The following is a 13745-nucleotide window of genomic DNA, read 5'->3' as shown; positions in this document are numbered from 1 at the left end:
CGTTCTCCGATCGCGTCAGGGTTTGTTCAGGCGGGCGGCGAGCAGAGCGATGTCGTCGTCGGCCGAAGCGGGCACCAGATGGGTGACGAGACTGTCGCAGAGGGCGTCGAGGGACGGCGCGGGCTCGGCCAGAAGATGGGTGAGCTCGCTCAGACGGTCGTCGATGTCGGTGCCGCGTGCCTCGATGAGACCGTCGGTGTAGAGAACGATCACGCTGCCCGGAGCCAGCGTGGTGTGAGTGGTGGTGAAGCGGGTGGGACCGACGCCCAGGGGGAGTCCCGGCGGTACGTCGAGAAGGCGGGCGGCGCCGTCGGGGGTGACGAGTGCGGGCGGAGGATGGCCGGCGCAGGTGATGCGGCAGGCCCCGGTCGCCGTGTCGAGATCGACGTAGAGGAAGGTGGCGAGCATCGGGTCGGCCAGGTCGTCCAGGGCGGCCTGGAGCTGGCGGAACATGTCGTCGTGGTCGAGGTCGAGCCTGGCCAGGGCGCGGACGCTGGCGGAGAGCCGGCCCATGACGGCCGCGGCCTGGATGCCGTGCCCCATGACATCGCCGATCACCAGCGCCACGGAGTCGCCGGTCAGGGGGATCACGTCGTACCAGTCGCCGCCCACCTCGTTGACGTCACTGGCGGGCAGGTAGCGATGGGCGACCTCGATGCCGGGGGGCGGGGTGATGTGCTGGGGCAGCATGCTGCGCTGCAGGATGAGGGCGGTGTCGTGCTCGCGGTGGTAGAGGCGGGCGTTGTCCACGCACACGGCGGCCCGCGCGGCCAGTTCGGTCGCGAGGGCGGTGTCCTCGTCGCCGAAGGGCTCCGGCGTGGTGCAGCGGTAGAACGTGGCCAGGCCCAGCACCGTTCCCCGGGCGAGCAGCGGCACCATCATGAAAGAGTGCACTCCGTGCTTCAGCAGCTCGGCCGGCGCCGGGGAGTGACGGGCCGCGGGCGCGATGGAATTCTCGTCGAGGCGGGGGACGACGAAGGCGTGGCGGTCGGCGAGCGCCTGGGTGTAGGGCGCGGCCGACGGGAAGATCAGGGTGCGCCCGAGCGGGGCGAGGATCTCGGCCAGGGGTGAGTCGAAGGGGGCTTTGCCCAGGCGGCGCAGGCGGGTCCCGGCCACCAGGCCGGAACCGATCTCCGCGCCCGCGGCCAAGGACTCCAGGACGTCGACCGTGACCAGATCGGCGAGCTCCGGGACGGTGACGTCGGCCAGTTCCTGCGCGGTGCGCTCGAGGTCCAGGCTGGTGCCGATGCGGTACGTGGCCGCGTTGATCAGCGCGAGGCGGCGCCGGCCGGCCTCGGCCTCCAGCTGGGTCTGCTCCTGGATCGTGATGTCGATCAGGGAGGCGGCCAGTCCGAGGGGGTGCCCGTCCGTGTCCTCCAGCCTGGTGTAGGAGCACGACCACACCCTGTCCTGGTCCGGGGCGGCCGGAGTACGGCCGATACGACGGGAGTCGAGGACGGGCCGACCGTCTTCGAGTACCTGCCGCATGAGGACTTCCATGGCGGCCGCGTTCACCCCGGGCAGCACCTCGGCCAGACGTCGACCGACGTGAGCGGCCTCCGGCAGGCCGTTCATCGCCTCCAAGGCGGGGTTGACCCGCAGGAAGCGCAACCGGGTGTCGAAGAGGGCGATGCCGACCGGGGAGCGGGCGAACAGTCCGTCCCACACCGCGGAGGAACCGCGGATCCGCTGGGCGGCGGCGGCATCGGCGGCGAAGACCAGCACGGTCGTCCCGCCGCGCGGACGGGCAGGGACGGGCGCCGCCCAGATCTCCACCTCCACCGGGTGCCCGTCCCGGTGCCAGGCGGTCACGGTACCCATCACGCCGCGGGCGGTGACGGCCTTCTCCCACAACGACCTGCCGAGACTCCGGTCCACTCCCGGATGCAACAGATCGGCGATGTGGCGGCCGATGACCTCGCGCGGGGTGTATCCCAACAACTCGTGCGCGGCCGTGTCCCAGCGCACGATCCGGCCGTCGCTGCCGGTGGCGAGCACCGCCACGGGCAGCCCCCCGAGCCAGCCGCCCGCGGCCCGGGCGGCCGGGCTCGTGACCTCGTCGAAGGGCTCGGGATCCATGCGCGCACCGCCTCTCGCCCGTCGAGAGATCCGTCTCCCGCAGCCTGAGGAGTTGCCCCACATGCCTACGTTACCGCCGCCGGGACCGGGCGGTGCTGCGTCGTGCGCACGGCCCGGCCGCGCCGTGAGCGGGCGTGGCGCGCCTGGCCGGGCGTGCTCCCTCGCAGTGCTGAGGCAGACCTGCGAACCCGTGTGCGAGAGCTGGGTGAAACGAGCCAGGGAACGGCCAGGAAGGGGGTCTCACCTGCGGCTTTAAGTGGTCGCTTAGAGGCTTGCCGGTGCGCGGACGGCTCTGCCAGTCTGTGCTGCGGCAAAGGGGTGAAGACCCCGCCCGAGAGGAAGAGGAGTGTGGCAGGAATGCAGCGCTTACGGGTCAACGGCATGCGGCGATGGATGGCGGTCGCCGTTCTCGGCTCCGCTGCGGTGATGAGCACGATCACCCCCGCCAGCGCGGGCAGCGCGGGCAGCGCCGAGGGAGCGGGAACCCAGGCAGTGTGCGGGTACTACGCGGGCAGGGAGATCGCGTTCTACAACCACTGTGGCCCCACCACGATCAAGATCAAACTCGACGTCGTCCGGGGCTTCGACCGGACCATCTGCGTCGGACCCGGCGATACGCGGCTCGGCCTCAAGAGCCAGATCAGGGACGCGAACTACGTCGGTGGAGCCGGCTGCCGCATCACGTAACCCTCTCCGGCGCGGCGCGGCGCGGCGCGGACGTGTCCGCTGTGCATCCGCCCCCGGCCATAGGGCACCCGAGCCTGTTTCGCCCCGATCCGAGAGGCGATCGGAAGGCGTGTGGTGACCCTGGCCGGGGAATGCTGCGGGTGCGCGGGCACGCTCCAGCACCGACAGGGGGCCGATCGGTGTTACGCATTCACTTCACGGCGGAAGATCTCGCGCGGACACGCGTCGCCGCGACGATCGGGGTCGCGGCGGAGACCTACTACAGCCTGGAACTGCTGCGGGGGAGCGGGGACAGCCCCCACTTCCGCTCGTGGCGGGCGGCCGTCGCGGGTCGCATGGGGGCCAACACCCGCCCGTTGACGTCCTTGCTGCCGGTGCGTGGGCCCGGGCTCGACCTGCTCGCCCTGATGGGGGACGGGCCCTGCCTGGAACACGCCGTGGACAACCTGCTCCACGCACCGGCGGCCCGTCTGCGACGGGAGTTCGAAGGCATCGACTTCCCCCTGGAACACCTGCCCTGGGCAAGGCGGGTGTCCGAGGGGGACCGCGAGGCGCGGCGGGAACTCGCCGAGGCGCTGCGCCCCTGCCATCGGCTGGCCGTGGAGCCCTACTGGCACAAAGGGCGGTCCGAACTGGCCGCGCTGTCCTCCCGCTACATGAACGTGCTGCTCGAGGGAGGGGTCGATCTGCTGCTGCGTTCGCTCTGCGCACCACTGGTCCGTTGGCGGCCGCCGGTTCTGGAGGCTCCCTACCCGCGCGTGGTCGAGGTGCACCTCAGGGGAAGGGGACTCATCGTCACCCCAACCGTCTTCTCGCCGCACTCGGTGAGCTTGCTGTGGGACCCGCTCGACACCACGCAGCCACCCCGGCTGACGGTACCGGCCCTCCGCGAGCCGCTGGCCGGCGGCGGGTCGGCCGGTGCGGCAGGTGTGGCCGGCCCCTCGGGCCGAAACCTGGAATCCCTGCTCGGCCGCACGCGAGCCGCCGCACTGCGGGTGACGGCCGAAGGCAGCACGACGACCGAGTTGGCCCGCCGCCTCAACGTCTCGGTGGCAGCCGCCAGCCAGCACGCGACGGTGCTGCGGAACGCGGATCTGATCACCACCAGCCGCCGCGGCGGATCCGTACTGCACCGCATCACCCCCTTGGGGCTCGCCCTGCTGAGTTCCGTGACCACGACGGAGCCGTGACCCGTGAGCCGTGGCGACCACGGCACGGGGGCGGGGCTTCGGCGAGGCAGTGCCTCATCGCCCGTTCAGGCCGATAGATTGCGCACGCCTGTCGGGGTCCCGCCGCCCTCCGGAGTTCCGGGACACGGGCCCTTCCCGCTCGGCGCCGGACGCGCACGACAAGCGGCGGTACCCGGCCGAGGCCGCACTCCGGGCCGGGGGACACGCCGCGAGGAGGTTGGCCTGTGGGAGAACTGCTCGGCGAGGTCGTGCCGCTCGCACTGGGTATCGCGCTGTCACCGGTCCCCGTCGTTCCCGCGGTCTTCCTGCTCTTCACGCCCCGCCCCCGGGTGACCGCCGGGTCCTTCCTGGCCGGCTGGACGGCCGGCGTTCTCGCGGTGACGGTCGCCCTCGCCCTGCTCGCCGCCGTCATCGAGGTCCACGAGGAGACACCCACCTGGGCATCCTGGACCAAAGCGGCCCTCGGCGTGGTCCTCCTTCTGCTGGCCGTGCGGCAGTGGCGCTCACGAGCGAAGAAGGACACCCCGGCCTGGATGCGGACCCTCACCGACGCCACCCCGGTGAAAGCCCTGCGGCTGGGGCTGCTGCTGTCCGCGGCCAACCCGAAGGTCGCCCTGCTCTCGGCGGCGGCCGGCCTGACCGTCGGCTCCGCCGAAGCGGGGCCGTCCCGCGCGGTGACGGCCGTGGTGGTGTTCACCGCCGTCGCGGCGTCCACCGTGGCCATCCCGCTGCTGCTCCACGTCGTCGTGGGGGAGCGGGTCCTGGGCCCTCTGGGCCGGGCGAGGACCTGGCTGGAGATCCACAACAGCGCCGTCACCGCCGTGGTCCTGTCGGTGATCGGTGTGCTTCTGCTCGTCGAGGGCGCCGCCGGCCTGTGACCGGCGGGACGACGACCCACCCGGGCCCGCACACCGCGGCGGCACCGGACATCCGGCCTTCGGCCCACAAGGCCCAGTAGGCTCACATGGCCCACACGCCTTCGACCGGATCGGGCCCGATCCGGTCGGGCGCCCCTCAGTCGTCCATGGGGATGTCCAAGCGGTCGGCCAGGGCGGTGAGGGTCGTTCCCAGAGGGAGTTCGACCCGGGTGACGGCGTGCCTGTCGCCGCGGGTCGGATCCCGATTGACGATCAGTACGGGCTTCCCGGCCTGGGCCGCCTGACGGACGAAGCGCAGTCCGGACATGACCGTCAGCGAGGAGCCCAGGACCAGGAGGGAGGCCGCCGCACCGACCAGTTCGCGGCAGTGTGCGACCCGCCGGGGCGGAACGGTTTCGCCGAAGAACACCACGTCCGGCTTGAGGATGCCGCCGCAGTGCGTGCAGGGCACCACGGAGAAGTCCCCGACCTGTTCGTCGGTGAGGTCGGCGTCGCCGTCGGGGTTGAGTCCCGCGGCCACTGGTTCGAAGCCCGCGTTGGCCTGTTCCAACCGCAGGGCGAGTTCCCGGCGCGAGCCGGAGACGCCGCAGGAGAGGCAGACGACCCGGCCCAGGTTTCCGTGGAGCTCCACCACGTCCGCGCTGCCGGCGGCCTGGTGCAGTCCGTCGACGTTCTGGGTGATCACGCCCGACAGCAGTCCGCGGCGCCCGAAGGCCGCCACGGCCCGGTGCCCGGCGTTGGGCCTGGCGCGGCCGAACGTGCGCCAGCCGAGGTGGCTGCGTGCCCAGTAGCGGCGTCGGGCCGCGGCGCTGGTGGTGAAGTCCTGGTATGTCATCGGGGTGTGCCGGCTCAGGCTTCCGCCCTCGCCCCGATAGTCGGGGATGCCGGACTCCGTGGACATGCCCGCCCCGCTCAGCACCAGCACCCCGCCGGCCTCCAGGGCATCGGCGACGGGCCCCGGATCAGTGGTGCCGGGCCGCAGGTCCTCGGTGGGGGTCCAGGTCAGAGTGGGGCGCATGCGCATGACGCCAGCGTACGCAGCACACGGCGTCCGGCGTAGGCCGTCAGCCTCCGTCGCCGCCGCGGGACCATCCGTCGCCTCCGGGTCCCGTGCCCCTCTCGTCGGGGCCCGGCCGCAGGTCCAGCATGTTCAGCAGTGAGGCCAGGTCGTCGGGGCCGGTGGTACGGGACGCGACCGCCTCGTGAGCCCGTTCGCGACGGGCGGCGCCGCCCGCGTAGGCGTCCGGGCCGCCGGCCGGCGTATTCGCGTCGCACCGTGCTCCGTACACGGCGGCCGGGTCCGTACCAACCAGCGGGCCGGGGCACACCCGGCGCTCGCCGGCGGTGGCGCAGACCGCGGCGGACACGGCGGCCGTGCGCCGCCGGCCACCACGGACCGCCACGGTCACCGTCCGCGCCAAGAGGCGCGGGTCGAGCGCGGCAGGCCGGAACAGGGTGCCGACGGACAGCCGCCGAACGGTCCGGCGAACGTCTGCCATGGGGTTCTCCTCACTGCGAGCGGTCATTTCCGGCGGCGATCACGACCCCGGACGCCTTGTGCGTCCGTGACGCCGCCGCCCACGGGGACCGGCGACCGGCGGGCCCTGTCAGCGAGGGTCGGCGAGAGCGGCGGCCGCCTTGACCCGGGCGGCCGTGGTCGCCGCGGCCGCTTCCACGGGACGGCGGACGGCCCTCACCGGATGCCGGTGGTCGAGCGCGTGCCGGGAACGGTAGGCGAGGGAGGGCTTTCCGTGGGTGTCCGCGGCGGCGATGAGCAGACCTCCCACCGCGGCGAGGTCGGTCAGGAACCGGGCGCGTTGCCGGGCACGCTCCTCCGGATCCTTCACCGTCCAGAACGCGTGGCCCGTGAGAGCGGTCGGCACCACCGTGGCGGCGAGCGTGAGCGCGGCCAGCCGAGGGGCACGTCCCGTTGCGATCATCAGGCCCGCTCCGACCTGGATCGCGCCGTGGACGCGTACCAGCTTCAGCGGGTCGCCGTCCGACGCCGGAACGCGCTTGCCGACGGCCTCGGCGAAGGGCTGGAAGACCTCCGCCGCGGTCTCGGGCCGGCGCAGGGTGCGCAGGCCCTCCACGATGTGCGGGGCGGCGAGCAGGGGGCGGGCGAGCTTTCGAAGGACAGCCATGTCCCGCTGCTGCCCCGCCTCGGCCGGTCCATCCGTGGTTCCCGTTCGGGCTCCACGCGGGGAGCCCCGCAGGCCTCCGCCCAGGACGCGAGAGAGCCGGGGGAAGAACGGCACCGGACGGCTGGTTGTCACGGCTGCACAGGTCCATGTACACGCGGGAGTGACACGGGAGGGACAGACATGTCGTATCCGTCGTATCCGGAGGCACGCTACGGGGGAGACGAGGGCGAGGTCAGCGCGGTGTTCAGGCCCGTCGACACGCCGGCGGAGCTGTCGTCCCCGAACGGCGACGCGACGCACTACCTGGCCACGAAGGCCTCCACGAAAGGGGAGTTCGGCCTCTACCGGGTGGAGATGAGCGCCGGCGCGGGAGGTCCGAAGACCCATTTCCACAAGACGATCTCGGAGTCGTTCTTCATCCTCGACGGGACCGTCAGGCTCTTCGACGGCGCGGACTGGATCGACGCGAAGAAGGGCGACTTCCTCTTCGTGCCACAGGGCGGCCTGCACGCCTTCCGCAATGATTCGGACGCCCCGGCGGAGATGCTGATGGTGTTCGCGCCGGGGGCGCCGCGCGAAGAGTACTTCGAGGGGTTGTCGCAGCTCGCGAACGCGACCGACGAGGAACGCACCGAGTTCTTCATCCGGCACGACTCGTACTTCGTCGAGTAGGGCGCGCGGCCAAGCCCTGTCGCGAGGCCGTCCGCGAAACCGTCCCGAGGACGGTTTCGCGAACCGGTCGTGGCACAGAGGGTCCAGTGTCGGACCGCCGGACCATGACCCCCGTCAGGCCGCGGCGATCGGGCCCTGCGTGGCCTTGACCCGCTGGAGCGCGGTCAGTTTGCGCACGAAGAGGACGGCCAGCACGGCGGCGACGATGGTGACGACGTCGGTGACGGCGCCGAGCGCGGAGACGCTGCGCATCGCCTCGACCGTGTCGGCCGCGATGTACCGCCTGGACCAGACGCGGTCGAGGACCAGGGTGGCGACGAACACGATCCACCAGGCGGTCACCGGGGCGGTGGGGACGTGGCGGTACGAACCGTCGGGCGCGAGCTGCGTGCTGGCCTTCCAGGTCTCCCGCGCCGTCCGGTAGGGGAAGAAGAGGTTGGCGATCGGGACGAACCACCCGCCGATGGCCCAGCCGGCGGACTGGCTGAATCCGTCGGGACGGAAGACCTGGCCGTTGCAGCGGACCCGGTGGAACCAGACGATGAAGACCACGATCGTGGCCAGGCGCAGGACGGTCTGCGCGACGCCGGTCGCGCCGTTGAGGAGGTCGGCCAGGGCGATGTTGTCGTCCTCGACGCTCGCGGGGGCGTCGAGGAGGTCCTTCATCAGCCTCCACACGTACAGGTTGACCCCGGACGAGAAGAGATCGATCGCGGCACCCACGGACAACAACACCGTCAGGGCCGTCGCCAGACCCTCCGGCGAGCGCAGCACACCGGCGGCCGGCGGCAGCGGGGCGGGATGAGGCGCCGGCAGCGGTGGTGGCGGCGTCATCGGTCCGGCCTCGGGCTGCGGAGCCGGCGACGGGCCGGGCTTGTTGAAGGACATGACGGAGTACCCCCCACGGGAACGTGCACGTGCGACATGACAACGGGCCGCCTGACGGGCGACCCGAGCCGCCTGACGATATGCCATGTCCACGCCCGCCGTCCAAGGGGTTCGGCGGTAGGGCAATCAGTCGAACCCGCAGGTCAGCGGCCGGCGGGGGTGAACTCCACGAGCAGGGACCTCGGACCACGGGTGAAGACACCCTGCTCGGCCGGGTCGTACCCTTCGGTCGGCCGGATGTCCGGCATCGCGTCGAGGAGTTGGTTGGTGGCGATCTCCACCTCGGCCCTGGCCAACAGCGCACCGACGCAGAAGTGCCGCCCCAGCGCGAACGCCAAGTGGTCCGCGGCCGCGGAGAAGGCGGTGGTCGCCGTCAGGTCGGTGCGGAAGATGTCGAACCGGTCCGGATCCTCGTAGCGCCCGGGATCGCGATTCGCCGCCCCGATCAGACAGGTGACGGTGGCGCCGGCGGGGATGGTGCCCCCGCTCACCGGGACATCGGCGGCGGCCTGCCGCATGATCATGTGGACGGGCGGGCTGTAGCGCAGCGTCTCCGCGAAGGCCCGGTCGATGAGCCCGCGGTCCTGCCGCACGGCCGCGAGTTGCCCCGGGTTGGCCAGGAGGTTCGCGAAGAGGCCGGCGATGGCCTTGTCGGTCGTCTCGGCCCCGGCGGTGAGCAAGAGGCTGCAAAACGCCTTGATGTCCTCGTCGTTCATGCTCACCCCGTCGACCTCGGCGGTGCAGAGCGCGGACAGCAGATCGTCACCGAGGTGGTCCCGCCGGTTCCTGATGATCGGCAGCATGTACGCGGCGAACTCCACCTGAGCCCGCTCGCCGGCCGCCGCGCACTCGGGATCACCGGACAGGTTCGCGATGAACGCCACGAAGGCCCGGTACCAACCGCTGATTCGCTCCTGGCCGGACCGGTCCAGCCCGAACATGTCGGCGATCACCGTGATGGGGAAGTGCGAGGCGAAGCCGCTCAACAGGTCGACGGACCCGACGTCGCGGAACGCGTCGATCAGCTCGCGGGCATTGCGTTCGATGACCGGGACGACCTTCTCCCGAAGCTCATTGCCCCGGAACGCGGGGGCCACCAGAGCGCGCCGAGTGGAGTGCTCCCGGCCGCTCATCTGGAGGATGGTCTTGCCGTGCACGGGCTCCGCCTGCCAGGCGTAGTTGTCCGTGGTGAAGAGTGACTCCTTGTCCTTGAACGCCCGGGCCACGTCCTCGTAGCGGGAGATGAGGTAGCTCTGCGTCGCCTCGTGCCAGACGAGGGGCTCGCTTTCGCGCAGAGCCCGGTACGTCGGGTACGGATTCTCGGCGAACTCCTGCGACAGGATGTCCGGGACGTTGCGCGCGGCGGTCATGGAGTTCCCCCATCGGCCTGGCTTGCGTCGCGCCGAACACCGTCGGCGCCGTGGGTTCCGGCCGAGCCGCTGTACCGCAGTCCTCACCCCCCGGTATGCCGGACCTTCGACCGACTCGTCCGGGAAGCCTGCGGGTTGCGATGCGGCCGGTGATGTGTCCGTGTATCCGTTCAACTGCGCTTCTTTCAGGAAACACGACGTCACCCGCCGTCGCCAGAGCCCCGACGCCTGCTCCTCAGCGGGTCTCGCCGCAGTCTGTGACATGAGGGGAGTCCCGAGGCGCCACGGAGCTGCTGGGGGGAGGAGAGGGGCGATGGCGGACCGACCACGCGGTCACCGGTGGGGATGATCCGGTGGCGCTTCGCGGGAGTCGCGCCGTCGGATCGTGCGGTCAGGTCGCGCCGTCGGGTCTTCCGCGCTCCGCCTGTCAGGGCCGCAAACCCGCCCGTCTGAGAGCGACTTTGGACAGTTCGGAGATGACCTGTTGGTCCCCGCGGCGCCAGGCGTCGGCGAGGCCGGCCGGCGGGACGGGGACGGCCGTGAGGTCGGTCGGCGGCCCGGTGAGGGCGCGCAAGGCCAGCAGATCGGCGCCGCCGGGGGCTTCCAGGAGGCGCCGGGTGGTGGCGACGCGCCGGATCCACAGCAGGCGTGGGGGGAGCCACAGCACCAGCACGAAGGTGACCGGGAAGACGATCAGGGCGAGCGTGGTCAGTGTGGCCACGTTCTCCACGGTGTGCTGGAGTGACTGTCCGGCGTCGGAGAGCCCGGTGCCGGCCTCGGCCGCGGACTGGAGCGGCTTCTTCAGGAGGCCGCCGACGAGCGGCACTCTGGACGCGGCTTCGCCGGCGCTGTCGAGGCCGGTGGCCAGGTTGTCACCGGCACTCTCCACCTTCCGTCCCGGCTCGGCCAGCAGCATGATCGCGTCGCGGACGGCCAGCGCGAACCACACCGAGGCCGCGATCACGGCCACGGCGATCAGATCCGCGAGCACCTGCCGGCTTCGCCTCGCCGGGGTCTGGGCGTAAAGGCGCATGGCGCGCTCCTGTTCCGGTGGTGGCATCGAAGACGGCCGGATCCAGCCAGTTGAGGTGCGCGGCGTTCGTGTCGGCGGGGCGTGGCCGTCTCTTGACCGTACGGGAGACACGAGTATTCCATCCGTCTCCGCAGGGAGAAGGGCTCGACGCGTCACCGCGTGGGCGCAGCCGCCGGAGGGCGGGCCGCGGCGCGGGACGTCGAGCCACGCCCGGTCCGCCCCGGAGAGTCGGAGTGATCACGGCTCAACTTCTCGTGGGAGCGCGGGAATCCGAGGGAACCCAGGGCCCGAACCGGCTCCCGCAGTCCAGCCCGAACCCGATGGAGAACGGGGCCGACGCAATCCCCGGGCTGCGGTACGGACGGTGCGTGGCCCCCTGCCGGACGCTGCCGGGCAGGGCTCCGCGCACCGTACTTCAGCGGTACCGGCGGCGGGGGGCGGGTAGCCGTTCCCGGGTGGGGTCGTCGGTGGAGCGGCGCCGCCCCACCTCCCCCCTCGGGCCGGGGCCCCGACATCCACCGGGTCAGGGCAGGTCGGCAGGCGGCGGCCCGGTCTCGGCCTCGTACACGTGCGGGCCGTCGACCTGCCACTCGATCAGCGGCGAGTCCCCCAGCACCAGCTCGTCGGGGTCGGGGATCTCGATCCGCCTGAGCATCTCGATCACATCGGTGTCCTCGTGCGCGACGCCGAGAATCGTGTCCACTCCGCCCACGCGAATACCGACCGGGCGCCCGCCCGACGGGCTGACACGGTGCACGAAGATCGGCGCTCGCTCCATTCCTCCACCCTGCGGGACGCCGGCCGACCCGGCACGCCGAGCGCGGCCTCCGGCCGGCAGTGCGCGGACGACCCCCTCCACATGGTCGGCCGGTGCCGGATCCTTCGCGGGGCCGTGCCTCGTCGGGGGCGGGCCGCGGGCTCTCCCCGTATCGCGCTCCTCCGCGCGGGAGCCGAGAATGAGACTGCCCGCGCAGTGGGCGACCGCCGGGGTGCCGGCATTGAACCCGTTGCGACGGGTTCAATGCCGGGCGTGAGCGGCGAAGCGATGCCGTGAGCGGCGGAAGCGATGCGATGCGGTGCTCGCGCGGCTCGCGGTGCCGCAGGGATCCAGGTGATGACGCATGTGCCGGTGGCTCGCCTACTCGGGAACTCCCATGCTGCTGGACACGATCCTGTACAAGCCGGCCCATTCGCTGATCGACCAGAGCCTGCACTCCAAGCTCGGTGTGGAGACCACGAACGGCGACGGATTCGGCGTCGGCTGGTACTCGCAGGACAACAGCACTCCCGCGCTTCTCAGGGATGTCGGCCCCGCCTGGAACAACCGAAACCTGAGGGAGATGGCCGACCACGTCCGCTCGCCGCTGTTCTTCGCCCACATCCGGGCGTCGACCGGGACGGCGGTGCAGCAGTCGAACTGCCACCCCTTCCGACACGGCCGCTGGATGTTCATGCACAACGGGGCCATCGCCGGTTTCCACCTGATGCGCCGGGACCTCACCCTGCTCGTCGACCCCGCGCTCTACGCCGACATCGAGGGGACCACGGACTCCGAGGTGATGTTCTTCCTGGCCCTCACCTTCGGCCTCGACCGGGACCCGCCGACCGCCGTCGCCCGGATGGCGGGAGTGGTGGAGCGCGTCGGCCGCGACCACGGGGTGGAGTCACCGCTCCAGATGACACTCGCCATCAGCGACGGCGTGCGGGTGTGGGCCTTCCGCTACTCCAGCGGCCACGACTCCCGGTCGCTGTTCTACAGCAGCCGGGTGGACGCGCTGCGCAGGCTGCACCCGGACATCGCGTTCCTGCGGGACATCTCCGAGGGGACCCGCCTCATCGTGTCCGAACCCCTCGGTGACCTGCCCGGCGCCTGGAACGAGGTGCCGGAGAGCAGCTACGGGGTCGTACAACCGGGCGCCGACGAGTTGTACCCCTTCGCTCCGGTGCCCGCGTGACGCGAACGCGCCCACCCGGGAAGCGGACGGACCCAGGGCCGTCGTCCGGCCCCGACCAACAGGAGACCGGGCCATGCAGAACTCACTGATCAACCTGGCGGAGGACTACGACTACCCGCTGCTCAACATCTTCTTGACCATGATGTTGTGCTTCCTCTGGGTGTTCTGGTTCGTGCTCCTCATGCGCATCATCGGTGACGTCTTCCGTGACGACGACCTGAGCGGCTGGGCCAAGGCCGGGTGGACCGTCTTCGTCATCCTGCTGCCCTACCTGGGTGTCTTCATCTACCTGATCGTCCGTGGGCGAGGGATGGGCGAACGTCAACTCAGGCGCACCCAAAGGCAGGAGGAGGCGTTCCGCACCTACGCGCGCGAGGGCGACGCGATCACCGGCCAGGCCGAGGAACTGTCGCGGCTCGCCGAACTCAAGAACCGCGGCGCCATCACGGCGTCCGAGTACGAGCGGGCCAAGGGCAAGGTCCTCGGTTCCTGAGGCGGAGCGCGAACGAGGAGCCAAGTCGACTTCACCCGAGAGTCGTTGACGCCGGGCGGTCGTGTGTCCACACTAGTCTGAGAACGAACTAGCCTGAGAATGAACTAGTCCGAGCTCGGGCATGGAGAGGGGGGCTTCCGCATGGCCGACGCAGAGCCCATGACCGGCTGGCTGCGGGGGGTGTTGCCGCTCGCGCTCGCGGGTGTACTGGCCGAGGGCGAGCGGCACGGCTACGCGCTGGTGCAGGAACTGGCCGCCCGGGGGTTCGGTACCGTCCGCGGCGGCGCGCTGTACCCCGTGCTCGGCCGACTGGAGGCCGACGGGGCGGTGGAGGCCCGGTGGGAACCGGGGGAGGG

15 protein-coding genes are annotated in these 13745 nt (G+C 71.5%); 7 read left to right on the top strand and 8 right to left on the bottom strand.

The features are described 5' to 3' along the window. Positions 1-15: 15 nt before the first annotated feature. Positions 16-2079: a SpoIIE family protein phosphatase gene (locus tag ADK55_RS03265; RefSeq protein ID WP_053675826.1), complete on the bottom strand. Its 2064-nt coding sequence runs from the start codon at positions 2077-2079 to the stop codon at positions 16-18. 357 nt (positions 2080-2436) lie between these two features. On the opposite strand from ADK55_RS03265, the gene ADK55_RS03260 reads away from it, so the two are divergent. The 3 genes from ADK55_RS03260 (at position 2437) to ADK55_RS03250 (ending at position 4834) form a co-directional block, all read left to right on the top strand. Then, positions 2437-2766, top strand: coding sequence for a DUF6355 family natural product biosynthesis protein (locus tag ADK55_RS03260; RefSeq protein WP_159041264.1), 330 nt, complete (start codon positions 2437-2439; stop codon positions 2764-2766). 179 nt (positions 2767-2945) lie between these two features. Continuing rightward, positions 2946-3956 (top strand): ArsR/SmtB family transcription factor, encoded by a 1011-nt coding sequence (locus ADK55_RS03255; protein WP_078998415.1) that lies wholly within the window; start codon positions 2946-2948, stop codon positions 3954-3956. A 224-nt stretch (positions 3957-4180) separates the two neighbouring features. Next, positions 4181-4834 carry a GAP family protein gene (locus tag ADK55_RS03250; RefSeq protein WP_053675821.1) on the top strand — a complete coding sequence of 218 codons (654 nt, stop codon included), beginning with the start codon at positions 4181-4183 and terminating at the stop codon, positions 4832-4834. A 136-nt stretch (positions 4835-4970) separates the two neighbouring features. Here ADK55_RS03250 and ADK55_RS03245 read toward each other — a convergent pair whose 3' ends face one another. The 3 genes from ADK55_RS03245 to ADK55_RS03235 all read right to left on the bottom strand — a co-directional run bounded on the left by ADK55_RS03245 (position 4971) and on the right by ADK55_RS03235 (position 6978). Next, positions 4971-5858: an NAD-dependent protein deacetylase gene (locus tag ADK55_RS03245; RefSeq protein ID WP_053675819.1), complete on the bottom strand. Its 888-nt coding sequence runs from the start codon at positions 5856-5858 to the stop codon at positions 4971-4973. A gap of 40 nt (positions 5859-5898) precedes the next feature. Further along, a complete protein-coding gene (locus ADK55_RS03240) occupies positions 5899-6333 on the bottom strand; it encodes a hypothetical protein (RefSeq protein WP_053675817.1) in 435 nt (144 codons plus the stop codon). A gap of 108 nt (positions 6334-6441) precedes the next feature. Further along, a complete protein-coding gene (locus tag ADK55_RS03235; RefSeq protein WP_053675815.1) occupies positions 6442-6978 on the bottom strand; it encodes a DoxX family protein in 537 nt (178 codons plus the stop codon). Positions 6979-7158: 180 nt separating this feature from the next. On the opposite strand from ADK55_RS03235, the gene ADK55_RS03230 reads away from it, so the two are divergent. Then, entirely contained in the window at positions 7159-7650 is a 492-nt protein-coding gene (locus tag ADK55_RS03230) for a cupin domain-containing protein (RefSeq protein ID WP_053675813.1), read from the top strand. Positions 7651-7764: 114 nt separating this feature from the next. On the opposite strand, the gene ADK55_RS03225 is transcribed toward ADK55_RS03230, so the two are convergent. The 4 genes from ADK55_RS03225 to ADK55_RS03210 form a co-directional block, all read right to left on the bottom strand. Then, the gene (locus ADK55_RS03225; protein WP_053675810.1) at positions 7765-8538 is read right to left on the bottom strand and encodes a DUF4328 domain-containing protein; all 774 of its coding nucleotides are present in this window, start codon (positions 8536-8538) and stop codon (positions 7765-7767) included. A gap of 143 nt (positions 8539-8681) precedes the next feature. Continuing rightward, positions 8682-9908, bottom strand: coding sequence for a cytochrome P450 (locus ADK55_RS03220; RefSeq protein WP_053675808.1), 1227 nt, complete (start codon positions 9906-9908; stop codon positions 8682-8684). Positions 9909-10335: 427 nt separating this feature from the next. After that, positions 10336-10941, bottom strand: a complete 606-nt coding sequence (locus tag ADK55_RS03215) for a hypothetical protein (protein WP_053675805.1) — start codon at positions 10939-10941, stop codon at positions 10336-10338. Positions 10942-11464: 523 nt separating this feature from the next. Continuing rightward, positions 11465-11644, bottom strand: a complete 180-nt coding sequence (locus ADK55_RS03210; RefSeq protein WP_324611166.1) for a hypothetical protein — start codon at positions 11642-11644, stop codon at positions 11465-11467. Between the two features lie 418 nt (positions 11645-12062). On the opposite strand from ADK55_RS03210, the gene ADK55_RS03205 reads away from it, so the two are divergent. The 3 genes from ADK55_RS03205 to ADK55_RS03195 all read left to right on the top strand — a co-directional run. Beyond that, positions 12063-12896 carry a class II glutamine amidotransferase gene (locus ADK55_RS03205; RefSeq protein ID WP_053675801.1) on the top strand — a complete coding sequence of 278 codons (834 nt, stop codon included), beginning with the start codon at positions 12063-12065 and terminating at the stop codon, positions 12894-12896. A gap of 73 nt (positions 12897-12969) precedes the next feature. After that, entirely contained in the window at positions 12970-13389 is a 420-nt protein-coding gene (locus tag ADK55_RS03200; RefSeq protein ID WP_053675799.1) for an SHOCT domain-containing protein, read from the top strand. Between the two features lie 141 nt (positions 13390-13530). After that, the coding region (locus ADK55_RS03195; RefSeq protein ID WP_199826430.1) for a PadR family transcriptional regulator at positions 13531-13745 on the top strand (215 nt) is incomplete at its 3' end.

It is taken from the genome of Streptomyces sp. WM4235, from assembly GCF_001279725.1.
In the GTDB taxonomy this organism is placed as follows: domain Bacteria; phylum Actinomycetota; class Actinomycetes; order Streptomycetales; family Streptomycetaceae; genus Streptomyces.
Note: the sequence above shows the minus strand (reverse complement) of the source record. Positions and strands in the feature narration are given on the sequence as shown.